The sequence below is a fragment of the Phaeobacter sp. JH20_02 genome, from assembly GCF_048056915.1.
Taxonomy (GTDB): domain Bacteria; phylum Pseudomonadota; class Alphaproteobacteria; order Rhodobacterales; family Rhodobacteraceae; genus Phaeobacter; species Phaeobacter bryozoorum.
In genome coordinates this window covers 1,003,376-1,028,378 of sequence record NZ_JAYMVP010000022.1, presented here as the reverse complement: position 1 = coordinate 1,028,378, position 25,003 = coordinate 1,003,376, and the positions used below count along the sequence as shown (strand labels likewise).

The window sequence follows — 25,003 nt, the reverse complement described above, 5'->3', positions numbered from 1 at the left end:
TCCCATATGAATATCCTCGTCCTCTGTACCGGCAATTCAGCGCGGTCTATCCTGCTGGAAACGCTGCTGAACACCCATGGGAATGGCCGTGTCCGCGCCTTTTCCGCCGGATCCAAACCCGCCGGAAAAGTGCATCCGCAGTCATTGGTTCTGCTGAATGAGAAAGGCCATGACACAGACGCGGCCCGGTCAAAAAGCTGGGACGAATTTGCAGGCCCCGATGCCCCTGAGATGGACCTTGTGATCACCGTCTGCGCCTCCGCCGCAGGCGAAACCTGCCCGATCTGGCCCGGCGCGCCGCTCCGCGCCCATTGGGGTATCGAGGATCCGGCCGCCGCCGCGGAGCCAGATTGGGACGCTGCCTTTCAGACCGCCTATGCGCGGCTGGAGCGCCGCGCGCTGGCCTTCCTTGATCTGCCGCTGGAGACGCTGGATCGTGACAGCCTGCGCCAGGAGCTGACACGCATCGGAGAGCTGCCATGACCACGCAGAAGCTGATGGCCGAGGGGCTAGGCACCTGTTTCCTGCTGATTGGCGTCGTGGGCTCCGGCATCATGGCCGAAACCCTGTCGGGCGGAAATGTCGGGCTGGCGCTGCTGGCCAATGCGGTGGCAACCGGCGCGATGCTCTATGTGATCATCACCACGCTGGGGCCGATCTCGGGCGCGCATTTCAATCCGGCTGTGACGCTGGCCTTTGCGCTGCGCGGTGACCACAGCTGGCGCGCGGTTCCGCCCTATCTGGCGGCGCAGATCATAGGGGGCATCCTCGGCGTCTGGGCAAGCCACGTGATGTTCGATCTGTCGATCCTGCAAAGCTCCAGCACAATGCACCGAACCGGTATGGCCCAGTGGTTCTCCGAAATCCTCGCGACATTTGGATTGCTCTTCGTGATCTTCGGCGGGTTGCGATCGCGGCCCGAGGCCGTGCCGACGCTGGTCGCCTTCTACATCACAGGTGCCTATTGGTTCACTTCCTCCACCAGCTTTGCCAATCCGGCGGTCACCATTGCACGCGGGTTCAGCGACACCTTCGCCGGGATCTACCCCGGCCATATCCTGATGTTCATCGTGATGCAGGTGATCGGCGTCGGGCTGGCGCATCTCCTCTTGCCGCGCCTGTTCCATCCCAGCTGACCCTGCCCCTGACGCGAACCCGGATCCCGGCAGAGATCGGCACCGATCCCGTCAGCCGCCTCTTGCTATTGCTGCGCCCCGGCCGGTCCACCCCGTGCCGGGGCGCAGCACGTCTGACGCGGACTTTCTTTTTTTGCAAAAAATGCTAGCATAAATACCCACGCGCAATTTTGACCCGGAGGGACCCCCCCATGCCTGTTCAAACAGCCCGCGCCAGCTGGTTCGACAGGATGCCCCGTCTCAAGCAACGGTTTCCGCATCTGCAAACTCGCTCGGCCCCATCCCTGTTCGACGACAAGGATAAGTTTGTGGCTTATCTCGCCCGAACGCACCATCTGACGCTGACCGAAGCGCGTGAGGAAGTGGATGATTTTCTCTACACGGAAAGCCTGCACCGCGAGCTGGAGCATCAGCTGAACTGATCTCTGATCCCGCATGGCTTAGGCACGCGCCAGGCGATGGCGGTTGCCTTGGTGGCGCGCGAACGTCTGCAACCTAAATCATCCTGATTGCATCAGGCTGAGCATGGTCCGGCAGCGCGCGGCCCTCGCTGCGCCTGCGATGATCAGGACAGGGATGTCACCCAGAGGATACTGGCGTCTTCGTCGCTGAGCGAAATCACGTTATGGCCCATCGCCGCATCATAATAGGCGCTGTCACCGCGCCGCATTTCGATCGGTTCATAGAACTCGGTATAGAGCCGCACGACGCCGGTCAGCACGTATAGGAATTCCTCGCCATCGTGGCGCACCCAACCATCAAACTCGTCCATCGAGCGCGCCCGAACGCGGGCGCGATAAGGCAGCATCCGCTTGCGCGTCAGGCTGTCGGCCAAGAGTTCATGTTCGTAGGTGGTGGTCGCATGGGCAGACCCCTGACCGGTCTTTGTGACCGTCAGACGCCCGTTCACCTGATCCCGCTGCGGCTGCGTAAACAGCTGTGGAACCGAGATCTGAAGCCCGACGGCAAGCTTCTTCAACGCCTCGTAAGTCGGTGACATCTGGCCATTTTCGATCTTTGACAGGGTCGATCGGGCCAGGCCGGCCTGATTGGCCGCATGTTCCAATGTCCAGTCCCGCGCCTTGCGCAGCTCACGCACACGGGCGCCCAGATCCAGCGGCTCGGTTTCGGCAGCCTCGCCCGACGCACGAGCAATAGTGATGAGCGATTTTGGATCACGAGAGGTCATGCTTTTTCCTATAGGCCGGGGCGCGCCATCTTGCAACGCGTGGATTGCCAAGTTAGCCAATCGACATGCAATCCCTGTTTGACAGCGGGCCCTTCGCGCCCTGCCCCGCGCCGTTCAATCTGGCTGACCACGTGCTTTACCAACGTGGGTCGGCCCAACCTGCCGCCGCGGATGCCATGGCACTTGCGGTTCTGGCGGTTCAGGCAAACGCCGAAGCGTCGACGTCACCGGGCCAGCAGCCAAGCCCCCAGGTGCAGTCCTGGACCTATGGAAACCTGCGGGCCGCTGTGCGTGGAACCGGTACGGGATTGCTGGCGCAAGGTTTGAAACCCGGCGACCGGGTGTTGCTGCGCCTTGGCAATACGCCGATCTTTCCGATCGCCTATCTGGGCGCCATTGCCGTGGGTCTGGTGCCGGTCCCCACGTCATCGCAGCTGACCGAACCGGAGGTGGCACGTATTATCGACGACCTGTCTCCGGCCGCTGTGCTGCGCGATCCCGAGGTTCGGTCGGTACCACATCCCCACGAGATTGACCGCGACTCACTTGAGGCAATGCAGCGCCACGCTCCGGCAGAAGACAGGTTTCAGATACCCCTCGGCGACCCTGATCGGCCCGCTTATATCGTCTATACCTCCGGAACCGGCGGAAATCCGCGCGCGGTTGCCCATGCCCATCGCGCCATCTGGGCGCGGCAGATGATGATCCGCCACTGGTATGATCTGCGCCCCGACGACCGGCTGCTGCATGCCGGGGCCTTCAACTGGACCTTCACCCTCGGCACCGGTCTGATGGACCCCTGGAGTATCGGCGCGACAGCTCTGATCCCCGTGGAGGGCACGCCAGTGACCGCGCTGCCGGAGCTGTTGCGTCAGCATCGCGCCAGCCTCTTTGCCGCCGCGCCCGGTGTCTATCGCAAGCTGCTGCAAGCTGACGGGTTGCCTGATCTTCCGGCCCTGCGCCACGGTCTGTGCGCCGGGGAAAAGCTATCGGGCCAACTGGCTCGGAGCTGGCATCAGACCACCGGCACGCAGCTCTATGAGGCCTTTGGCATGTCGGAGTGCTCCACCTTCATCTCCTCGGATCCGGCGCGTGATCGCGATGCGGCTGAGGTCGGCGATACCCTGGGGTGGCCGCAGCCGGGGCGACGGGTTGCCATCCTCGATCCTGACGGCAATCCGGTCCCCCGCAACACCCCCGGCGTCATTGCCATTGATCGCCACGATCCCGGGCTGATGCTGGGCTATGTCAACGCGCCCGAGGCGACCAGGGACCGCTATAGGGGCGACTGGTTCCTGACCGGTGACCTTGGCGAAATGACGGGAGATGGCCAGATCCGCTACCTCGGTCGCAACGATGACGTGATGAATGCAGGCGGCTATCGCGTCTCCCCGCTGGAGGTGGAGGCCGCGCTGATGGCCCACCCCGATCTGGAACAGGTTGCCGTCACCTCGGTCGAGGTGAAACCCGACACTCATATTATCGTCGCGTTCTACACCGGTGCCAAAGACGTGACCGCCGAGGCGCTATCGACTTTTGCCAAGACCCGGCTGGCACGATACAAACAGCCCCGCGCCTATCTGCGCCTCGACGCGCTGCCCAGCGGAGCCAACGGAAAACTGCTGCGGCGCGCCCTGCCCGATTGCTATATTCGACACCAAAGGACCCCGTCATGAGCCTCGTTAAGCTGGATATCCTGTCCGACCCGATCTGCCCCTGGTGCTATATCGGCAAGACCCACCTGGACAAGGCGCTGGCCGACGTCGGCGATCATCCGTTTGTCATCGAGTGGCATCCGTTCCAGCTGAACCCTGACATGCCAGGCGAAGGCATGGATCGGCGCGCCTATCTTGAGGCGAAATTCGGCGGCAAGGATGGCGCGGTCCGGGCCTATGCCCCGGTCGTTGAACACGCCAGCGCGGCCGGGCTGGAGATCAATTTTGAGGCCATGGAGCGCACCCCCAACACGCTGGACGCCCATCGGCTGATCCACTGGGCCGGGATCGAAGGCAAACAGGGCGCCGTGGTCGATGCTTTGTTTGACGCCTATTTCGTTAAAGCGCGGGATATTGGCGACGCCGAGGTCCTCGCCGATATCGCCGAAGCGGCCGGCATGGACCGGGCCGTCACCCTGCGCCTGTTGTCCGGCGACACAGACGCCGAGGAGATCCGCAGCCGCGATGCCCATTCGCGCAAGATGGGGATCACATCTGTCCCGACATTTGTGGTGGCCAATCAGCACGCCGTTCCCGGCGCCCAACAGCCCGAACTGTGGAAACAGGTTATCGCCGACATTCAGGCGCAGCTGGACCAGGACGCCGCTCCAAATGCGGAGCTGACCTGAGGGGCGCACGGTAACACACTGAAATACTATAAAAAACAATGAAACCGGATCGCTGACCTCTGGCGGTCCGCTTCGCATCTGGCTTACGACGCATAAAGATGCACATAATTCTGTGCGCCCCCGCTTCTGGCCCAATCCCGGTGGATATGTTAGCGCGGACAGAGTGACGCCCAGACAGCGCCCGATTACCGGGGCTCCTGATGTGTCACCAGAGGTTTCAAATGACAAAAGATATTCACATCAGCATGTCAAAAGCTGAGTTCATTGCCCTGATTGCGATGATGTTCGCAACCGTTGCATTTTCCATCGACGCCATGCTGCCAGCCCTGCCCGAAATCGGTCAGACGCTCAGCCCTGACAACCCCAACCGTGCGCAGCTGGTCATTGCCGCCTTCGCGCTTGGCATGGGGATCGGGACCTTCTTTACAGGCCCGCTTTCCGATGCCTTTGGGCGCAGGGCGGTCATTTTTGCTGCGGCTGCTCTTTATATTCTCGCCGCGCTGGCGGCCTACGCTAGCTCTTCTATCGAAATGCTGCTGCTCAGCCGTGTGGTCATGGGGCTTGGCGCTGCCGGTCCGCGTGTCGTGGCTCTGGCCATCGTGCGCGATCTCTATTCCGGCCGGGAAATGGCGCGGATGATGTCCATTGCCATGCTGATCTTCACCCTGGTCCCGGCCATCGCGCCGATGCTGGGGGCTGGTATTATTCTGCTGACAAGCTGGCGCGCGATCTTCCTGGCCTTTGCGCTATTTGCGATCATCATCATCCTGTGGATGGGGCTGCGCCTGCCCGAACCCCTGCCGCGGGAAAATCGCCGTCCGTTCCGCCTGCCAAGCCTGCTGGCTGCCGTGGCCGAGATGCTCCAGCACCCGACCGTCCGGCTGTCAATGATGGTCCAGTGCCTGTGCCTGGCGATGCTGTTTTGCATGATCACATTGGTGCAGCCGATCTTTGACGTGGTTTTTGACCGCGCGGCCAGCTTCCCCTTCTGGTTTGGCTTCATTGCCGTGATGTCTGGCACCGGCAGCCTGATCAATGCCTCCGTTGTGGTCCGCCTTGGGATGCGGCGCATGGTGACCTGGGCGCTGGGGGGGCAGATCCTGCTGTCAGCGATCATGCTGAGCCTGGGCACGCTGAACCTGCCGAATGATGTGATGTTCGGCCTCTTTGTGGCCTGGCAGACAAGCGTCTTTTTCATGGCTGGGCTAACCCTAGGCAACCTCAACGCAATGGCGATGGAACCGATGGGTCATATTGCAGGTATGGCAGCCTCGATCGTCGGGGGGGTCTCCACCGTCTTTGCTGCCGCTGCGGCTGCAACCGTCGGGCTTCTGTTTGACGGCTCCATTGCGCCACTGACCGGGTCGATCCTGCTCATGGTCGCCGCAGGCTTTTTCATCATGCTGCATATGGCGCGGGTTGAGAACCGGATCGCAGCCGAATAATCCCGCCCCCAAGAGAATGAAAAACAAAGCCTCTCCAAAATGTTGGAGGGGCTTTTTCACGTTCTCACTTCAAGCCGATCAGATCAAGCCGATCAGCTGGTTTTGGCCCTGGCCTTCTTCTTCTCGGCAACCACTTTTTCCGCCAGATCCCGCGCGATGGCAAAGGCACCTTTGATCTTGTCGCCGTCTTTCTTCCAGTCCCGACGGACGACAATCTTGTTGTCTTTCACCTTGGCCAGCCCATCCTGGGCCTGGATGAAGTCCACCAGCCCCTGGGGTGATGCGAATTTATCGTTGTGGAACTGGATCGTTGCCCCCTTGGGCCCGCCGTCCAGTTTGGCAATGCCAGCGCGTTTGCACATTGCCTTGATCCGCACCACAAGCATCAGCGTATTGACCTCCTTCGGCAGCGGACCGAAACGGTCGATAAGCTCCGCCGCAAAGCCTTCCAGCTCCACCTTGGTGCTAAGGTCGGAAAGCCGACGATACAGACCCAGACGCACATCCAGATCGGGTACGTACTCCTCTGGGATCAGGACCGGCACCCCTAGGTTGATCTGTGGCGCCCATTGATCATCGCTGCCGGTCAACCCTTCCAGCTCACCAGATTTGATCTTGGCAATCGCCTCTTCCAGCATGGACTGATAAAGCTCATAGCCCACATCACGCATCTGGCCGGATTGCTCCTCGCCCAAGAGGTTGCCAGCGCCGCGAATGTCCAGATCCTGTGACGCCAGAGAGAACCCCGCGCCCAGCGTATCCAGCGACCCCAACACCCGCAGGCGTTTCTCGGCTCCGGGTGTCAGACGCACCCGCGGCTTGGTCGTGAGATAAGCATAGGCGCGCGTCTTTGACCGGCCCACGCGGCCCCGGATCTGATAGAGCTGCGCCAGACCAAACATATCGGCACGATGCACGACCATCGTATTGGCGGTCGGAATATCGAGGCCGGACTCCACGATTGTGGTCGCCAGCAGAATGTCGAACTTACCATCGTAAAAGGCATTCATCCGGTCATCCAGATCCCCGGCGGCCAGCTGGCCGTGAGCGATGACGTAGCTCAGCTCGGGCAGCTGCTCCTTCAGAAAGGCTTCGACATCGGGCAGATCGGTGATGCGCGGCACCACGTAAAAGCTTTGCCCGCCACGATAATGTTCCCGCAGTAGCGCCTCGCGGATGGTGACGGCGTCAAACTCGCTGACATAGGTGCGGATCGCCAGACGGTCCACCGGCGGCGTGCCGATGATCGAGAGGTCCCGCACCCCGGTGAGGCTCAGCTGAAGCGTGCGCGGAATCGGCGTCGCGGTTAGCGTCAGGACGTGAATGTCGCTGCGCATCTGTTTCAGCCGTTCTTTATGCGCGACCCCGAAATGCTGTTCCTCGTCGATGATCAGCAGGCCAAGGTTCTGAAACCGGATCGATTTGGCCAAAAGCGCATGGGTGCCAACCACGATATCAACCGTTCCGCGAGCCATGCCTTCGCGGGTTTTCGCCGCTTCCTTTGCTGAAACAAAGCGTGACAACTGCCTGACTTCCAAGGGAAACCCACGAAACCTCTGGGCAAAAGCCGCCGCATGTTGACGGGCAAGCAGCGTCGTCGGCGCGACAATGGCCACCTGCACGCCGGACATCGCCGCAATGAAGGCCGCGCGCATCGCAATCTCGGTCTTGCCAAATCCAACGTCGCCGCAGATCAGACGATCCATCGGCGAGCCGGACTGCAAATCCTCCATCACCTCGGCAATGGCACGCAGCTGGTCGTCGGTCTCCTGATAGGGGAAACGGGCGGAGAATTCCTCCCAGGCGTGCGGCGGCGGATCCATCATCGGCGCCTTGCGCAGCGCCCGTTCTGCGGCCACACGGATCAGCCGATCCGCCATCTCGCGGATGCGTTCCTTTAGCTTGGCCTTCTTGGCCTGCCAGGCACCGCCGCCGAGCCGATCCAGAAGCCCCTCGTCGTGGCCGTATTTGGACAGCAATTCAATGTTTTCGACCGGCAGGTACAGCTTTGATTGTTCTGCATATTCCAGCAGAATACACTCATGCGCCGCGCCAGCGGCGGTCACCACCTCCAGACCCTTGTAGCGGCCAATCCCATGGTCCACATGCACCACCAGATCACCCGGGCTGAGCGATTGGGTTTCGGTGAGGAAATTCTCGGCCTTGCGCCGCTTCTTGGGCGCGCGGATCAGCCGGTCACCCAGCACATCCTGTTCGGAAATCACTGTCAGATCGGCGGTCTCGAATCCGTGCTCCAGCGCCCAGACCGCCAGATGCAACCCAGATTTGCCGATCCGGGTGCCATCGCGGATCGCGATCACCTCGGCCAGGCCCTCATCCTCGATCAGGCCGGTCAAACGCTCTCGGGCGCCCTCTGAATAAGAGGCAACAACCACCGGACCCACCTGCAAACGCGCTTTAATATGATCTGCCAGCGCACTGAACAAGCTCACATTTTCCAGCTGTCGCTCCGGCGAGAAATTGCGTCCTATCCGCCCACCGGCATCAATCACCCCCGGCCCGCTGGCCTGTGGCAGCGGATGGAACTGGATCACCCGGTGATCCGCGATCGCGGCCTCCCAAGCGGCATCATCCAGATACAGCAGCCCCGGCGGCACCGGTTTATAGACGGTATCCATCCGCCCCTTTTGCGCCATCGCGATCTTGCGCGTCTCATATTGGTCCGCGATGCTGTCCCAACGCGCCAACCGAGCCGGTGTCACCTGATCGTCCAATGTCACCGTGGCTGACGGCAGATAGTCAAACAGCGTTTCCAACCGCTCATGAAAGAACGGCAACCAATGCTCGATGCCCTGGTATTTTCGCCCGGCTGAAACCGCCTCGTAAAGCGGATCATCGGTGCCCGCTGCGCCAAACTCAATCCGGTAGTTCTGCCGAAACCGGGTCACCGCCGCCTCATCAAGGATCACCTCGGAAACCGGCGCCAATTCAACCACGCTCAACTTTTCGGTGGTCCGCTGGGTGGCGGGATCAAACCGCCGGGCCCCATCCAGCACATCCCCAAAAAGATCCAGCCGCACCGGGCCGCTCTGTCCCGGCGGATAGATATCAATGATACCGCCCCGCACCGCAAAATCTCCCGGCTCCATCACCGTCGGGCTCTTGGTGAATCCCATCCGTGTGAGGTAGCTGCGCAGCCCCTCCTCGTCGATTCGACGGTCCACTTCGGCGGTAAAGGCGGAATCCTTCAGAACCTGTCGTGCAGGCAGCCGCTGGGTCGCCGCATTCAGCGTGGTGAGCAGCACAAATTGCCCCGGCATCTGATGCACAAGCGCCGCCAGCGTCGCCATCCGGGCCGCGGCAATATCTGCATTGGGCGACACCCGGTCATACGGCAGGCAATCCCAGCCCGGAAAGCTGATCACCGGCATGTCGGGCGCAAAAAAAGCCAGCGCCGCCCGGGTCGCTTCCATCCGCTTGTCGTCGCGCGCCACATGCAGGACAGGACCATTGCTGCTGGCCGCCTCTTTCAGGATCAGCCGCGCATCAAAACCTTCTGGTGCGCCGCCCGCGGTGATTGCCCGTTGCGCCATCTACGTCTCTCTTTCGTCGTCTGCCCGCAGGCGATTAGCCGAGGAACCCGATTTGAAGGTTCTGATACATGCCCCAGAGCGCGGTGACAAAAATCGCCACCATCCCCACCAGCTGAATGAACAGCCGGCTGAGTGTCAGCTGCCGGATCAGGGTTTCCCCCGCCAGCCCTTCGCGGTGGATCCGGCGCGCGGAGTTCCAGTTAATTAGGCCGACAAACCCCATGGGAAAGGCCAGCAGGAACACGGCCTGGGCAAATTCAACACCGTAGTAAAACCCCAGCATCCCCAGCATGGCGAGCACAAAACAGGTCATGCCCAGCACCCAGTGGCCCGATACATCGGTGATATACATCATCCGGTTCACATTGACCCGCGCAATCGCCTCCAGATCCAGCGCTGCCTGTCCACCCTGCTTGCGGGCGCGGTACACCATGTCAAACGGCACCCCCATCACCCAATGGCTGGCAGAGGACCAGACAACGGCCAGCGCGATCCAGTACCACAGGTTGGAAAAGGACCGCAGATCAATCAGCTCGGTCAAGGTATGAAACAGATCCACTGCGCGGCCCTTCTCTCGTCCAGTCTTTGCGCCCCTATATCCCCCGCGCGGCGCCCTGGCACAAGGGGTGGCCCCGCGCCGCCATAAGATGGGGACATTTGGCGCGGCGAATCTGTCACTTGTCGCCGCCGTCATTCCATGCGACCCAAAGGGAGACCACCGCGACCGCCCCCGGTCGCGCCAAAGACCTGCGAGGACCCGATGAAGCCGACCGTCGCCCCATTTCCCGCTGCCCGTCCACGCCGACTGCGCAGCACCTCTGCCCTGCGCAATCTGGTGCGTGAAACCACCTTGACCAGCGACGATCTGATCTGGCCGGTTTTTGTCCGTGACGGCGAGGCGATCGAGGAGCCGATCCCCTCCATGCCTGGTGTCACCCGGCGCAGCATCGACAAGGTGGCCGAAGCCGCCGTCGACGCGCAGGCGCTTGGTATTCCGGCGATCTGTCTGTTTCCCTATACCGACCCCGCGCTCAAGACCGAGGATTGCGCAGAAGCCTGGAGCCCCGACAATCTGGTCAACCGCGCCATCCGCGCCATCAAATCCGCCGCACCGGATATAGCGGTGATGACCGATGTGGCGCTGGATCCCTATAATATCAACGGCCATGACGGCTATGTCGTCGATGGCGAAATTGTCAACGACGAAACCGTCGAGGCGCTGGTCAAGATGACCGTGGCCCAGGCCGATGCCGGTGCCGATATCATTGGCCCCTCCGACATGATGGATGGTCGCATCGGCGCCATGCGCCGCGCGCTTGAAGCGGCGGGCCACCGCAATGTCACCATCCTGTCCTATGCGGCCAAATACGCCTCCGCATTCTACGGACCCTTTCGCGATGCCGTCGGCGCCTCCGGCGCGCTAAAGGGGGACAAGAAGACCTATCAAATGGACCCGGGCAATACCGATGAGGCGCTGCGTATGATCGAACGCGATCTGAGCGAAGGCGCCGATATGGTGATGATCAAACCGGGGCTGGCCTATCTCGACATCTGTCAGCGGGTGAAATCCACCTTTGGCGCGCCCACCTTTGCCTATCAGGTCTCCGGCGAATACGCGATGATCGAGGCCGCTGCGCAGAATGGCTGGATCGACGGCGAACGCATCATGATGGAAAGCCTCATGGCCTTCAAACGGGCGGGCTGCGATGGCGTGCTGAGCTATTACGCCCCGGCTGCGGCGCGGCTGCTGAACGGCTGATCCGCATCGGACCGGTGGCCTCTTTCGTGCATTGCGCGGGCAGCGGATCGCCTAAAATTGACGGCAGGAAGCCGCTGATTGCGGCGGTCGCAGTGATGACAGACGGCAGCTTTCCGCGTATACCATGCCACAGAGCCAGAGAACTGGCCGCAACTGAACAGTGACAGGCCGAAATGACAGCCCGCGCGGCGCCGGCCCCAGAAAACAGGCAAACAAGATGAGCAGCTCTTATTCTTCCCGTTTGACCCGGCGCGGTTTTGCGCTTGGCGCCCTCGCCGGTGCCGGTGTCACCGCCGCCTGCGGCAATGGCATCGGCAACAGCAATGCCAGCAAGATCGACGCCCGCGTCGATGCAACTCTCAGCCAGATGTACAGCCAATACCCCGGCGCCGTCGCGCTGGCCGAAAAATCAACCGGCATGCTGGTGATGCCACTGGTGACCGAGGCAGGCTTCCTTGTCGGCGGTGCCTTCGGCCGCGGCGCGCTACGCATCGACGGCGTAACGGTGGATTATTATTCCACCGTAAAGGGGAATGCAGGCCTGCAGATCGGCGCACAGCAATACGCCCATGTGCTGTTCTTCATGACCCAGGAAGCACTGTCGAACTTCCGCCGCTCCTCCGGCTGGGCCGCGGGCGCCGATCTGGAATATGTGATCCGCGACGAAGGCGACTCGCTGGCCGCCGATACCAATACGCTGAACAGCCCTATCCTGGCAGCGGTCTTCGGACAGGCAGGGCTGCGTCTTGGCGCCACCCTGGAAGGCACCAAATACACCCGCATTATCCCCTGACCCCTGTCCGCGCGCGCCCCGGCGGAGCGGATCAGCCAGGCTGGCAACGCGCGCGGCATGAAACAGGGTTTCGACTGTCGCGCGGCTGCCTATCTTCTGGCCCGAAATATCCCCGCCGGAGGCATGGCCTTTCCATCAGGAAAGGCCATTTTCATACCTACCTACTCAAAAGGCCTTCAGGCGTTTGAACAGGCTGGAGGTGTCCCAGCGGCCGCCGCCCAGTTTCTGGACATCCTTGTAGAACTGATCGACCAGCGCCGTAACCGGCAGGCTCGCGCCGGTTTCCTCCGCCGCATCCAGACAGATGCCCAGATCCTTGCGCATCCAATCGACCGCAAACCCATGCTCGAAGTGATCGTCCAGCATGGTCTCATGCCGATTGACCATCTGCCAGCTGCCTGCCGCGCCCTGGCTGATCACTTCCACCACAGCCCGACCATCCAGCCCCGCCTTCTCGGCGAAATGCAGGGCCTCGCTCAGCCCCTGAACCAGCCCGGCGATGGCAATCTGGTTGCACATCTTGGTCATCTGGCCAGCGCCGCTGTCGCCGATCCGGCGGCAGATCCGCGCATAGGCGCCGATGATCGGCTCTGCCTTGTCATAGGCGGCCTGATCACCGCCGCACATGACCGAGAGCACGCCATTCTCCGCCCCCGCCTGTCCGCCGGAAATCGGCGCATCGACAAAAGCCAGATCCAGATCCGCCGCAGCGCCATATAAGTCGCGCGTGACCTTCGCCGATACGGTGGTGTGATCGACAAAGATCGCCCCCGCGTCCATGCCGCCAAAGGCACCGTCATCGCCCAGGCAGACGCTGCGCAGATCATCGTCATTGCCAACGCAGGCCATCACGAACTCAGCCCCTGCCGCGGCCGCACGCGGCGTTGCGGCGGTGCGGCCACCATGTTCCTTGGCCCAAGCCTCTGCCTTGGCCGCAGTGCGATTATACACCGTGACCTCGTGACCGGCAGCCACCAGATGACCGGCCATCGGATAGCCCATCACTCCCAAACCCAAGAATGCAATCTTCGCCATCTGCTTTCCCCCTGATGCGTCTTGTCCTATGTTGGCGCCACCCTAGCAGCCGCGCCGCCCGGTGCAATCTGCGAGGGCGACAATCTGCGCCATAACCGGGCCAATAACGCCAAAAACCTGAGGAAACGCACCACCGATGGGACTTCTCTTTCGCTGGCTCCTGCGCCTTGCCGCCGCTTTGATTCTGCTTCTGGTGATGGGGCTTGGTCTGGTCTATTTCCTCGCCGCGCAATCCCTGCCCGACTACGACAAGGAGATCACCCTGCCCGGCCTCCTCGCACCGGTGGAGATCGTGCGTGACAATGCCAATGTGCCGCATATCTTCGGCAGCTATGGCGCCAGCGATGAAGATGTCTATTTCGGTCTGGGCTATGCCCATGCGCAGGATCGCCTGTGGCAGATGACCACCCTGCGCCGCACCGCCATGGGCCGCCTGTCGGAGATCTTTGGCAGCCGCACCGTACAGGTCGACACGCTGATCCGGCGGCTGGACATCTACCGGCTGGCGCAGCAGTCGGTCGCTGCGCAAACGCCTGAGACGATGACCGCCCTGCGCGCCTATTCCGCAGGGGTCAATGCCCGGCTGCAAGAGATCAACGAGGATGCGCTGGGGCGAGGCGCACCTGAGATGTTCCTGTTCAATGTGCCCATGGCGCCCTGGCAGCCCGCCGACAGCATCGCGGTTATGAAACTGATGGGCCTCAAGCTATCAGGGCACATGCAGGAGGAAATCCTACGCGCCCGTACCTCTCTGGCGCTGCCGGATCCCAGCCGACTGAAGGACATCCTGCCCGATGCCCCCGGCAATGGCGTGGCGGCCCTGCCGGAATATGCCGCGCTGTTTCCCCAGCTGCCCCGTCATGCCAGCACCAGCACCGATGGCAGCCAGACGCTGCCCTTCATGCCGATTGCGCCGCGCGGGCTGGCCGGTGCCTCCAACGCCTGGGCTGCGGCACCCAGCCGGTCGGCGGCGGGCGGTACGCTGCTGGCCAATGATCCGCATCTGGAGCTGACGGCACCCGGTCTGTGGTATCTGGCGCGGCTGGAACTCGGCACCGGCGGTGTCATCGGCGCCACCATTCCCGGCATTCCCGCTGTGATCTCCGGCCGCTCGGACCTACTGGGCTGGGGGGTGACCTCCTCTTATATGGATGATCAGGATCTGTTCATCGAACAGCTGAACCCGGACAATCCCGAGGAATACAAGACCGCCGACGGCTTCAAGCGGTTCACCAGCCGCCCTTCGATCATCAATATCAAGGATGAGACGCCGGTCACCCTGACCCTGCGCTGGACCGACAATGGCCCGGTGCTGCCCCGCTCGCTGTTCGATCTTGCGTCGATCACACCGCCCGGTCATGTGGTCAGCCTCGGCTGGACCGGCCTTAGCGGGCAAGACACCTCGATGAGCGCCGCACTCGAGCTGATGCGGGCCAATACGGTCGCAGAGGCGATCGCAATCGGCGAAGGCTATTTCGCCCCCTCGCAGAACCTGACCCTTGCCGACAGGACCACGGTCGCGCTCAAAACCGTGGGCGCCATACCGCAGCGCGACGCACGGCACCAAAGCCAGGGCCGGATGCCGAGCCAGGGCTGGCGCCCCGAGAACCAGTGGCAGGGCCGCGCACCCTATGCCGCCAACCCGGAATTTGTCTCGCCCATCGGCGGCATTCTCGGCAATACCAACAACAAGCTACTGGACCGCCCCTTCCCCAATCATGTGTCCTACACCTGGGGCGATACCCAGCGGATCAACCGCTGGAAAAAGCTCATGCAGGACCGCCAGGTCCATACCCGTGACAGCTTTATCGAGGCACAGCTCGACACCGTGTCCTATACCGCGCGCACCCTGCTGCCGCTGATTGGTGCCGATCTGTGGTTCACGGGAGAGGCCGCCCCCGAGGGTACCCGCGAACGTCAGCGCCAGATCGCCCTGACCCTGCTGTCAGAGTGGAACGGTGAGATGAACGAACATCTGCCGGAACCGCTAATCTATGCCGCCTGGGTTCGGGCTTTGCAGAAACGCCTGATCACCGACGATCTCGGCCCGCTGGCTGCTGAGTTCACGCAGGTCGATCCGCTGTTCCTTGAACGGGTCTTCCGCGATGTCGAAGGCGCCTCGGTCTGGTGCGATATCCGCCAAAGCGCACCTACAGAGAGCTGCACCGAATTGGCCCGCCTGGCCGTTGATGATGCACTGATCTGGATCGAAGAAACCTATGGGACCGCATTGGAATCCTTGCGCTGGGGCGATGCCCATCAGGCCACCCAGAACCACGAAGTGCTGGGCGACGTGCCCCTGCTGCGGGTTTTTGTAAACATCCGTCAGTCCACCAGCGGCGGCGACAACACGCTGCAACGCGGGCTCACCTCCGGCAAAGGCGAGCACCCGTTCAGCAACGTTCACGCCGCCGGCTATCGGGGGGTCTATGATTTTGCCGATCCTGACAGCTCCGTTTTCATCACCGCCACCGGCCAATCCGGCCATTTCCTGTCGCGGCACTACGACGACATGTCCCAGCTCTGGCGGCGCGGCGAATATATCCCGATGTCACTGGACGAGGATTTGGCCCGGGCAGCAGCCGTTGGTATCACCCGGCTGATCCCCGCGGCCCCCGCGGAATGAGGCGGGCGATCCGGCGCCCGCAGCCAAACGTATCTTTTTCAAAACAAAATACCCCGCAACCGGTCCGGTTGCGGGGTATTTTCTAGACGAACTGCGCGACCTGATCAGAGCGCCGCGAAGCGATTCTTCTGTGTCTCGGTCCACAGAACAGTCAGTTCGAACCCGGTATCGGTCTGGGTTTCGCTTTGCACAACATCCTGTTCAAACAACCAGGCACGCTGCTTTCCTTGCGCAAATGTCAGGGTGATATCATCCTCATGCCGGATCAGCCGCAGCTTGTCGGTGATATCCGCCAACAGCCCATCCAGCCCCTCGCCGGTGATCGCAGAGATGGCATGAATGCCATCTTCACGCTCCGCGCGCTGGCGGCGGGCCTCGGCCTCTTCCTCATCCAGAAGATCAAGCTTGTTCCAGACCTCAATCCGCGCACGGCTGTCATCAACCCCGAGCGAGGTCAGAATGCTCTCGACATCCGCCGCCTGGTTCTGGGTCTCATCATGGCTGATATCGCGTACATGCACGACCACATCGGCGGCCAGCACCTCTTCCAGCGTTGCTCGGAACGCAGCAACAAGCTCGGTCGGCAGATCAGAAATAAACCCAACCGTATCCGACAGGATGATTTCCGGCCCATCCGGCAGCTCAACCCGGCGCATGGTCGGATCCAGCGTGGCAAAGAGCATGTCCTTTGCCATCACCTCGGCACCGGTCAGCCGGTTGAAAAGCGTCGATTTTCCGGCGTTGGTATAACCCACCAGCGCCACAATCGGATAGGGAATCTTGGCCCGTGCTGCGCGATGCAGCGTCCGGGTTTTCACCACCTTGTCCAACTGCCGGCGCAGCCGAACGAGCTGCTCGTCAATGGCGCGCCTGTCGGCCTCGATCTGGGTTTCGCCGGGTCCGCCGACAAATCCCAATCCGCCACGCTGCCGCTCCAGGTGGGTCCAGGCCCGCACCAGTCGCGTGCGCTGATAGCTGAGTGCCGCCATTTCAACCTGCAACACCCCCTCACGGGTGCGCGCCCGGTCCGAGAAGATCTCGAGGATCAGCCCGGTCCGGTCAAGGATTTTGACCTTCCAGGCCTTCTCAAGATTGCGCTGCTGAACCGGCGACACCGGGCCGTCGATCAGGACCAGCTCCACCTCTTCGGCCTGGAACATCGCCTTCAGCTCTTCGATTTTCCCGGATCCAAACAGCATCCCCGCATGCGCCTTTGGCAGGCGCACGACGGCCGATCCGATCACCTCGATGTCGGGCAGAGCCTCGGCCAATGACACACCCTCAGCAAGGGCGGACACCGGATCGCGGCGATCGCGGTCTGATTTGATATCGGGATGCACCACCCAGGCACGGGTGGGCGTCCGGTCATGCTCCATCAAGAGGCGTCTTCACCTTCATACAGGCTGATCGGCTGGGCAGGCATGATCGTCGAGATGGCGTGTTTGTAAACCAGTTGCGACTGCCCGTCCCGACGCAGCAGGACACAGAAATTGTCAAACCATGTGATCACACCCTGCAACTTTACGCCGTTGATCAGAAAGATGGTGACCGGAACCTTGGTTTTACGAACGTGGTTCAGGAAGGCATCCTGAAGATTCTGTCTGTCCGAAGCCATTATTATTATCTCGCCTTTGTTCTTGTCGCGCTGCGGACCAGCGCCCCGTTAATGAATACTATGAACGCAGATAGTCGGAGTTTCCACCCGAAAATTACTCATATGACATCCACGGTAACCATGATTGATCAGCTGCGCCAGAGGTTTGGTGTCATAAGGGCAATGATCGCCAATGTTTCCAGCCGTCCCAACACCATGGCAAAGCACAGGATCAGTTTTGCGCTGGCTGTCAGATGGATCAGGGCGATGGGTTCGGATCCTGCGACCTCGGTCAACGGGCCGGTTGTGGACAGGGTCGCAATGGTCAGGATCAGCGCCTGTTCGAAATCCGAACCAACTGCGGCCAGACTGATGCTGATCACCGCCAGTGACAGCGCAAACAGCATGAAGAACACCCAGGCGACAAAAGCCCCGTTGCGTTGCAGTCGCCGATTGCCCTTGCCCTCGTTGCTGACGGAGGACGGATGCACCAGCCGTTCCATCTCGCGCAAGCCGTTCAGATAAAGCGCATAGACCCGCAGCAGTTTCACCCCGCCTGCCGTAGTGGCGACGCCGCCGCCAATCACCGCAAGCCCCAGTAGGATCATGCCCGGCGTATCCAGCCCCGACCATTGGCGGGCGGTTTCCCAGTCGGCGCTCTCGAACCCGGTGGTCGACAGGAACGACAGCACGGTAAAAGTCGCCCCCCACCATGAGTGCAGCCCCTGCATCAGATCACTGGTGGTTGCGACATCAAAACTGGCGATCCAATGGCGCAGGAACAACAGCAGAGGCACGCCAAAGACGATCAGCAGGCCGATGCGGAACTCCGGGTCGCGATCCAACCGGCTATGGCCGCTGGTCACCGTATCGGTCGAAAACGTCAGCCGAGACAGGGCAAAGAACATGAACAGGAACATCACCATTTCCCCGGCGATGCCACTGGCGCCATTTTCCACCCCGCCCACCGCCGAGATCCCGGAGGTGGCCAGCACCGACATCGCATGTCCCAGCGCAACAAGGGCGGTCTCGCCCGTGATGATCAACAGGATCCACAGAACCAGCGTCAGCCCGGCATAAAGCGGCGCCAGGGTTTTGGTCACCACCACCAGTTTGCGACGTGGATCAGCCCGCTGCATATGGAGCGGCGTCTCGGTGCCGCGTCCCGGCTCCCCCCGCGCGGTCACCTCAAATCCCCCCAGCGACAGCGGCGCCAGAATGGCCGAGGCCGCAACCCACATCAGCAGCCCACCCAGCCAGCCCACCATGGCCCGCCACAGATGCACGCTCGGCGGCAGGCGGTTGGGATCGGCAAATACATCCGCCCCGGTGGTGGTGATCGCGCTGACCATATCGAAATAGGCGTTGAGATAGCTGGTGTTGCCCAGGGCATCCTGTACCGGAACCGCCAGGAATGCGGGCAACACGGCAAAGCTCGCAAGCAGCGAGGTGAGCTGCCCCGGCATGCTGTACCGCGGCATCCGGTTGCCCATCGACAGCCCGACCAGCACAACCAGCATCAATCCCAGCACACCGGAATAGAAGAAACTGCGCGAGGTCTGGTGATCATCCAGGATCAGCGCGTGAACGGCAGGCACCCACATCGCCAGCGCGGCCACCATCAGGATCAGCAGAAAGAGCGGCAGACGCAGCAGGCCGCCTGTCTTTTCCATCGGCTGTTTGCGATGACGCGCCATGTTAGAAGAAGTCAATCGAGACCTGCATCAGGCGCTCAACCTCCGGCACATCCGCAGCCATTGCAAAGAGCGCAATCACATCGCCCTCCTCGATCCGCATTCCTCCGGTCGGCCGCATCACCTTACCGTTCTTGCTAACGGCGCCGACCAGTACCCCTTCGGGGAACGCGATGTCGCGGATCATCTGCCCAGCCATGGGAGAGGTCGACATCACCTCGGCCTCGATCACCTCGGCCTCGGCATCGCCGATGGAATAGACCTGTCGCACCCGGCCATAGCGGATGTGGCGCAGGATCGAGCTCACCGTTGTGGCCCGCGGATTGATATAGGCGTCGATCCCCAGCGGCGCCATCAGCGGCACCAGCGTCGGATCGTTGATCAGTGCAATCGCCAGCGGGCAGCCTTCGGCCTTGGCCCGCACAGCGGCCAGCATATTGACCTTGTCATCATCGGTGACCGCCAGCATGGCGTCGGCCCGGTCGATCCCCGCCTCGATCATCAGGCTGCGATCAAGACCATCGCCGTTCAGCACGATGGTTCGCTCCAGCGTCTCGGCGGCGCGTTCGGCACATTTGCGGTTGCGCTCAATCATCTTGGCACGGGTGCGCCCAGTCCGGGCCTCCAGCGCCTTGGCCACCTCAAGCCCGACATTGCCGCCGCCAACGATCACAACGCGATCCTGACGTTTCTGTTGTTTGCCAAATACTTCGATCGTGCGGCTCACGTCATCAACATGGGCAAACACATAGGCGCTGTCCCCCACAAACAGCTGATCTCCCGGCTCTGGCGCAAACAGAGTGCCATCGCGGCGAATGCCCACAACGATGGCCCGCAGCGTCGAAAACAGATCCGTCAGCTGTCGCAGCGGCGTGTTGACCACCGGACAGTCCTCGTCAATCTGCACGCCCAGCAGCTGCGCTTTGCCGTCCATGAACATCTCTGTATCAAAGGCGGCAGGCGCCGAAAGACGCTGCATCGCCGCCGCTGCCACCTCGCGCTCGGGGCTGATCACCACATCAATCGGCAGATGGTCGCGGCGGTAGAGATCCGAATAAATCGCTTCGAGATAGCTTTTTGAGCGCAGTCGCGCGATCTTGCGCTGGATCGAAAAGACCGAATGAGCCACCTGGCAGGTGACCATATTGACCTCATCCGAATGTGTGGCCGCAATGATCATGTCTGCGTCACGGGCACCGGCGCGAGTCAGCACGTCCGGGTAGGAGGCAAACCCGGCAATCCCCTGCACATCCAGCGTATCCGTCGCGCGGCGCACCAGATCGGGATTGTTGTCCACCACGGTCACGTCATTGTGCTCCCCCGACAGGTGCCGGGCGATCTGCCAGCCGACCTGACCTGCGCCACAGATAATAACCTTCATGTGCTTGTTCCTCAGGGCGCTGCTGCGCGAAATCGCGCGTTTTGAATGACAGAAGCCGCCGGAACGGTCAATTCAATTGTCTTACCGCCCGTTCTGGCGCACAATCAAAGGATGTCCATAAGAAATCATATGCTTGCCGCACTGCTGGTGACATCAGCGCTGGCGGCCTGTGGCCCGGTTCCGGTCTATTACCGCGCCGGTGCGGATGTAGCCCGGCGCGATGCGGATCTCCTCGCCTGCGAGGTCAGCGCCCTGCGCGACGCCCCGGTGGCCACCCAGATCCGCCAGCACCCGCCGATCTTTCGCCCCGGTGGCGAGGTTTGCCGCAACGGGCGTTGCTATCACCGGGCCGGCTATTGGGAGGATGGCGGCATCTATACCGTGGATGTCAACGCCGATCTGCGCCAGCGGGTCGAGCGGTCCTGCATGGCCGCGAAGGGCTACGAAAACATCGCCGTAAAACGCTGTCCGCAGTCGGTGGCGGATGCCGTCGGGGCGCGGCGCGCCGCAACCCTGCCTCAACTCAGCCAGACCTCCTGTGCGATCGAACGCCGTGGTCAGTCGCCACAAATTGTGGCGACGACGCCCTAAGGCTCAACCACGGCGTACCGAGCTTTCAGTCAGGAAACCCTGACAACCCACTGATAAGCAGGGGATATGGCCTGAATCAGACCATATCCTCCTCGGTTTCCTTCTCAACATGCGCGATCCGCGCGCCTGCCTTGTTCGAGGTGACAACCCCCAGCGATTTCAGTTTGCGGTGCAAAGCGGAGCGTTCCATCCCGACAAAAGACGCGGTGCGGCTGATATTGCCGCCAAAGCGGTTGATCTGTGTCAGCAGATATTCGCGTTCAAACGCCTCGCGGGCCTCCCGCAGCGGCAGGGTCGCCAGCGCCCCGGAAAGCACAACCCGGCTCTGGTCATCAACCGCTTCTTCATCGCGAGGCAGATCCTTTGGCTCAATCGGACCGCTGCTTTCGCCAAGGATCAGAACCCGTTCCACCATGTTCTTCAACTGCCGCACATTGCCCGGCCACAGCATGGTCTGCATCAGGGCAATGGCATCCTCGCTGAGCTTGCGCAGCGGCAGGCCCTGGCTCTGGTTGAAATGCGCGATGAAATGATCCGCCAGCAGCGGAATATCCTCGCGCCGGTCGGCCAGCGAGGGCACCGGAATCGGCACCACATTCAGGCGGTGATAGAGCTCCTGACGGAAGCGATCCGCCTCAATCTCGCGCTCCAAGTCCTTGTTTGTTGAGGAAATAACCCGCAGGTCAACGCGCACCTTATCGGCCCCGCCAACCCGCTGGAACTGCTGATCCACCAGCACCCGCAGGATCTTTGACTGGGTCCCAAGCGGCATATCCGCCACCTCGTCAAAGAAGATCACGCCGCCATGCGCCTGTTCCAGCAGCCCCGGCTCAACCCCGCGTTCGGCGCTTTCCCGACCAAACAGCACCTCTTCCATACGGTCCGGCTCGATACTGGCGCAGTTCACCGTCACAAAGGGGGCAGAGGCGCGATTGGACTGGGTGTGAATATAGCGCGCTGCAATCTCCTTGCCGCTGCCCGCAGGCCCCGTCAGCATCACCCGGCCGTTGGACTTTGTCACCTTGTCCAACTGGCCAATCAGCGCACGATAGGCCGCGGAGGCCCCGATCATCTCGCTCACGCCGGCATCCTGACGCTTCAGATCGGAGTTTTCGCGGCGCAGCTTCGAAGCCTCCATCGCGCGGCGAATAACCACCAGCAACTGGTCGATATTAAAAGGTTTTTCGATGAAATCATACGCGCCCTGCTTGATCGCGGCGACGGCAATTTCAATATTTCCATGGCCGGAAATGATCACCACGGGGATTTCCGGGTTGTCGCGTTTCACCACCTTCAGGATGTCGATCCCATCCATCTGGCTGTCCTTCAGCCAGATATCGAGGATCAGGAGCGCCGGCGGCTCGGCGTTGAGCGCGGCCATGCATTCCTCAGAGCTGCCGGCCTTGCGCGTTGCATAGCCTTCATCCTCAAGGATATCGGAAACCAGCTCACGGATGTCGCGTTCGTCGTCAACAATCAGAATGTCACTCATGTCAGACCTGCTTTCACTGTACTCTTATTGGGGGCTGCCGCCTCATGTGCGGCAGGCAGGCGGATCACGGCCATGGCGCCATAATGGGCCTGACCTTCGAACACCGGTGCGTCTTCCAGCACCAGCGTTCCGCCGTGTTCTTCGATGATCTTCTTGACGATCGGCAGGCCGAGACCGGTGCCTTCGTCACGGGTGGTCACATAGGGTTCAAACAATCGGGCACGGTCTTCTGGCAGACCGATGCCATTGTCGGCGATGGTGACCTCATAGCCGGTTTTCGTCGAGGTGACGGCAATGCGAATTTCCGGATCCAGATCCGGCACGCCACCTTTTTGCTTCAGGGTTTCAACGGCTTCGCCCGCGTTCTTGATCAGATTGGTCAAGGCCTGGCCGATCATGGTTGCATCCAGATCGGCAAGCATCGGTTCGGTGGGCAGATCGGCGGTGATGCGCAGATCAGGCTGGCCTGCCCGTTGCAGGGTCACCGCATCGCGCAACAGCTTCACCAGATCCTCTTCGCGGCGCTCCGGCTCCGGCATCCGTGCGAATTTTGAAAACTCGTCAACAATGCGGCGCAAGTCATTGGTCTGGCGCACGATCACATCTGTCATGGATTGCAGGAGATCGCTGTTCTCCTCCCCCAGCTTAGGCGCGAATTTGCGCTTGATACGCTCGGCACTCAGCTGGATCGGGGTCAGCGGGTTCTTGATCTCATGGGCAATCCGACGGGCCACATCGCCCCAGGCCGCCATCCGCTGGGCGCTGACCAGGTCGGTGACATCGTCAAAGGCAACCACATAGCCCTCAAGCCGCCCCTCCTCGCTGCGCCGTGGCGACATCCGCACCAGCAGGTTCTCCAGCTGCCCCTGGCGCGTCACCTTGACCTCATCCTGCACCACATCGGCGCCGGTTTCGCTCAATTCCACAAACAGCGGCCCAAACTCCGGCACGGCCACAGCCAGTGCCAGCGACTGACGATCGCCATTCCAATCCAGCAGGCGCTCGGCGGAGCGGTTCACAAAGGTCACCCGCCCCTCAGGGTCCAGCCCGACCACACCGGAGGTCACCGACATCAGCACGGAATCAAACAACCGGCGGCGGCGTTCGATCTGGCGGGTGTTCTCAAGCAGCGTGTCGCGCTGCTCGCGCAGCTCCAAAGTCATCTGGTTGAAATAGCGCCCCAGCTGCGAAATCTCGTCATCGCCGTCGTCTTCGGGCACCTGCACGTTGAGATTGCCCGCCCCGACCCGGCGCGCGGCAATCGTCAGCCGTCCGACAGGCCGCGACAGCCGTTCGGCAAACCACATGCCCAGCCACATCGCCGCAAGGATCAGGATCACCGCAAAACCGAGGTACAACAGCACAAAGTCAAACAGAACCCGCCCGCGTTCGCTCTCCAGCTGCTGGTAGAGATGCGCGGTTTCCTTGGTGTCATCCAGGAGGCTCAGCAACTCACCGTCCACATCACGGCTGACATACAGGAAGCGGTCGACAAACGCATCCAGCCGCACCAGCGCCCGCAGTTCGCTGTTTTCCCAGTCCTGGATCAGCGTAACCCCGTTAAACGACGCCTTGCTGATGTCAGCGGCGCGCGGCTCTTCAAAGTCAAACTCATAGGAGCGTTCGCCACGGGCCCGGATGGCCCCGGCGCCATCCACCACATAAGCCTCCTGAAGGCCGCGTTGGATCTGCAATTGCCCCTGTGTCAGCACCTGGCGCAGCTGCCCGTCGCTGATGAAGAAATTGCGGTTCCGGCTGTTGTCGATATAGCGCGCCAGCGCCACCGCATCCTCCGACAGGTCGCGCTGCTGCTGCTCCTGATAGGCCTCAGCGGCGGCAAGCGAACTTCCCACGACCTGACGGACCCGGTCCGAAAACCAGCCCTCAAGGCCCACGTTCACGGTCAGCCCGGCAAACAGCGCCACAATCACGGTGGGCGTCAGCGCCAGAAAGGCGAAGGCCCCGATCAGCCGCAGATGCAGCCGGGAACCCGCGGATTTGGCCCGTCGGGCTGCGATCAACCGCCCAACCTGCGTCAGGACCAGTGCCGCGACAGCCAGTACATAGATCAGATCAGCCAGCAGGATCAGCCGCAGCGACAGCGAGGCGACCCCTTGCGAGAACGGGCCGATGATCAGAAATGTCGAGAGCGCCAGCACAGGCCCCAGAACAACCAGCCCAAGCGCGCCGACATTGCGTGCCCTGCGGGTTCTGCGCCAGCGGTCAAGGGCCGCAAATGGCCCGTATGCCGAGCGAAGATGTGACCTCTGCGCCACGTACCGTCCCCATCCTGATGTGCGACCATTCTGGCCGACCGCCACATATCGTGATCGTCACCAGCGCGAACGCTGATCTGCCACGGTTCTGTGG

At 61.8% G+C, this 25,003-nt stretch carries 20 protein-coding genes; 10 read left to right on the top strand and 10 right to left on the bottom strand.

What is annotated here, in order from left to right:
* Positions 1 to 6: 6 nt before the first annotated feature.
* The 3 genes from VWY34_RS11680 (at position 7) to VWY34_RS11670 (ending at position 1,558) form a co-directional block, all read left to right on the top strand.
* The gene (locus VWY34_RS11680; protein ID WP_416535969.1) at positions 7 to 483 is read left to right on the top strand and encodes an arsenate reductase ArsC; all 477 of its coding nucleotides are present in this window, start codon (positions 7 to 9) and stop codon (positions 481 to 483) included.
* Positions 480 to 1,136, top strand: coding sequence for an aquaporin (locus tag VWY34_RS11675; RefSeq protein WP_416544344.1), 657 nt, complete (start codon positions 480 to 482; stop codon positions 1,134 to 1,136). Before VWY34_RS11680 ends, VWY34_RS11675 begins: the two co-directional genes overlap by 4 nt.
* A gap of 191 nt (positions 1,137 to 1,327) precedes the next feature.
* Complete coding sequence (locus VWY34_RS11670; RefSeq protein ID WP_014874610.1) at positions 1,328 to 1,558, top strand: hypothetical protein; 231 nt, start codon at positions 1,328 to 1,330, stop codon at positions 1,556 to 1,558.
* Between the two features lie 143 nt (positions 1,559 to 1,701).
* Here VWY34_RS11670 and VWY34_RS11665 read toward each other — a convergent pair whose 3' ends face one another.
* Positions 1,702 to 2,325: a helix-turn-helix domain-containing protein gene (locus VWY34_RS11665; protein ID WP_340545508.1), complete on the bottom strand. Its 624-nt coding sequence runs from the start codon at positions 2,323 to 2,325 to the stop codon at positions 1,702 to 1,704.
* Between the two features lie 65 nt (positions 2,326 to 2,390).
* Between VWY34_RS11665 and VWY34_RS11660 the strand changes: the two genes are divergently transcribed.
* The 3 genes from VWY34_RS11660 (at position 2,391) to VWY34_RS11650 (ending at position 6,114) form a co-directional block, all read left to right on the top strand.
* Entirely contained in the window at positions 2,391 to 4,001 is a 1,611-nt protein-coding gene (locus tag VWY34_RS11660; RefSeq protein ID WP_416548949.1) for a class I adenylate-forming enzyme family protein, read from the top strand.
* Positions 3,998 to 4,669, top strand: a complete 672-nt coding sequence (locus tag VWY34_RS11655) for a DsbA family oxidoreductase (RefSeq protein WP_416544342.1) — start codon at positions 3,998 to 4,000, stop codon at positions 4,667 to 4,669. The genes VWY34_RS11660 and VWY34_RS11655 overlap by 4 nt, the downstream gene beginning before the upstream one ends.
* Positions 4,670 to 4,890: 221 nt before the next feature.
* Positions 4,891 to 6,114 carry an MFS transporter gene (locus VWY34_RS11650; protein WP_416544341.1) on the top strand — a complete coding sequence of 408 codons (1,224 nt, stop codon included), beginning with the start codon at positions 4,891 to 4,893 and terminating at the stop codon, positions 6,112 to 6,114.
* Positions 6,115 to 6,206: 92 nt separating this feature from the next.
* Here VWY34_RS11650 and mfd read toward each other — a convergent pair whose 3' ends face one another.
* Positions 6,207 to 9,668, bottom strand: coding sequence for a transcription-repair coupling factor (gene mfd / locus VWY34_RS11645; RefSeq protein ID WP_416544340.1), 3,462 nt, complete (start codon positions 9,666 to 9,668; stop codon positions 6,207 to 6,209).
* 34 nt (positions 9,669 to 9,702) lie between these two features.
* On the bottom strand, positions 9,703 to 10,227 hold the full coding sequence (locus VWY34_RS11640; RefSeq protein WP_340545503.1) for a component of SufBCD complex: 525 nt from the start codon (positions 10,225 to 10,227) through the stop codon (positions 9,703 to 9,705).
* A 201-nt stretch (positions 10,228 to 10,428) separates the two neighbouring features.
* On the opposite strand from VWY34_RS11640, the gene hemB reads away from it, so the two are divergent.
* Entirely contained in the window at positions 10,429 to 11,427 is a 999-nt protein-coding gene (hemB, locus tag VWY34_RS11635) for a porphobilinogen synthase (RefSeq protein WP_416544339.1), read from the top strand.
* A gap of 217 nt (positions 11,428 to 11,644) precedes the next feature.
* The gene (locus VWY34_RS11630; protein ID WP_340545501.1) at positions 11,645 to 12,220 is read left to right on the top strand and encodes a YSC84-related protein; all 576 of its coding nucleotides are present in this window, start codon (positions 11,645 to 11,647) and stop codon (positions 12,218 to 12,220) included.
* Between the two features lie 165 nt (positions 12,221 to 12,385).
* Here the strand turns inward: VWY34_RS11630 and VWY34_RS11625 are convergent, their stop codons facing one another.
* Positions 12,386 to 13,255 (bottom strand): NAD(P)-dependent oxidoreductase, encoded by an 870-nt coding sequence (locus VWY34_RS11625; RefSeq protein ID WP_416544338.1) that lies wholly within the window; start codon positions 13,253 to 13,255, stop codon positions 12,386 to 12,388.
* A gap of 136 nt (positions 13,256 to 13,391) precedes the next feature.
* Here VWY34_RS11625 and VWY34_RS11620 point away from each other — a divergent pair, with 136 nt between their 5' ends.
* Complete coding sequence (locus VWY34_RS11620; protein WP_416544337.1) at positions 13,392 to 15,881, top strand: penicillin acylase family protein; 2,490 nt, start codon at positions 13,392 to 13,394, stop codon at positions 15,879 to 15,881.
* Positions 15,882 to 15,985: 104 nt separating this feature from the next.
* On the opposite strand, the gene hflX is transcribed toward VWY34_RS11620, so the two are convergent.
* From hflX to trkA, 4 genes are all read right to left on the bottom strand, one after another.
* Entirely contained in the window at positions 15,986 to 17,257 is a 1,272-nt protein-coding gene (hflX, locus tag VWY34_RS11615; RefSeq protein ID WP_416538718.1) for a GTPase HflX, read from the bottom strand.
* Complete coding sequence (gene hfq, locus VWY34_RS11610) at positions 17,257 to 17,496, bottom strand: RNA chaperone Hfq (RefSeq protein ID WP_008204623.1); 240 nt, start codon at positions 17,494 to 17,496, stop codon at positions 17,257 to 17,259. The genes hflX and hfq overlap by 1 nt, the downstream gene beginning before the upstream one ends.
* Positions 17,497 to 17,624: 128 nt before the next feature.
* Positions 17,625 to 19,172, bottom strand: coding sequence for a TrkH family potassium uptake protein (locus VWY34_RS11605; RefSeq protein ID WP_340546316.1), 1,548 nt, complete (start codon positions 19,170 to 19,172; stop codon positions 17,625 to 17,627).
* Between the two features lies 1 nt (position 19,173).
* Entirely contained in the window at positions 19,174 to 20,550 is a 1,377-nt protein-coding gene (gene trkA / locus VWY34_RS11600) for a Trk system potassium transporter TrkA (protein WP_340545497.1), read from the bottom strand.
* A gap of 129 nt (positions 20,551 to 20,679) precedes the next feature.
* On the opposite strand from trkA, the gene VWY34_RS11595 reads away from it, so the two are divergent.
* Positions 20,680 to 21,141, top strand: a complete 462-nt coding sequence (locus tag VWY34_RS11595; RefSeq protein ID WP_374015281.1) for a hypothetical protein — start codon at positions 20,680 to 20,682, stop codon at positions 21,139 to 21,141.
* Between the two features lie 76 nt (positions 21,142 to 21,217).
* Here the strand turns inward: VWY34_RS11595 and VWY34_RS11590 are convergent, their stop codons facing one another.
* Positions 21,218 to 22,633 (bottom strand): sigma-54-dependent transcriptional regulator, encoded by a 1,416-nt coding sequence (locus VWY34_RS11590; protein WP_416544336.1) that lies wholly within the window; start codon positions 22,631 to 22,633, stop codon positions 21,218 to 21,220.
* Entirely contained in the window at positions 22,630 to 24,909 is a 2,280-nt protein-coding gene (locus tag VWY34_RS11585; protein ID WP_340545494.1) for a sensor histidine kinase NtrY-like, read from the bottom strand. The genes VWY34_RS11590 and VWY34_RS11585 overlap by 4 nt, the downstream gene beginning before the upstream one ends.
* Between the last annotated feature and the right edge of the window lie 94 nt (positions 24,910 to 25,003).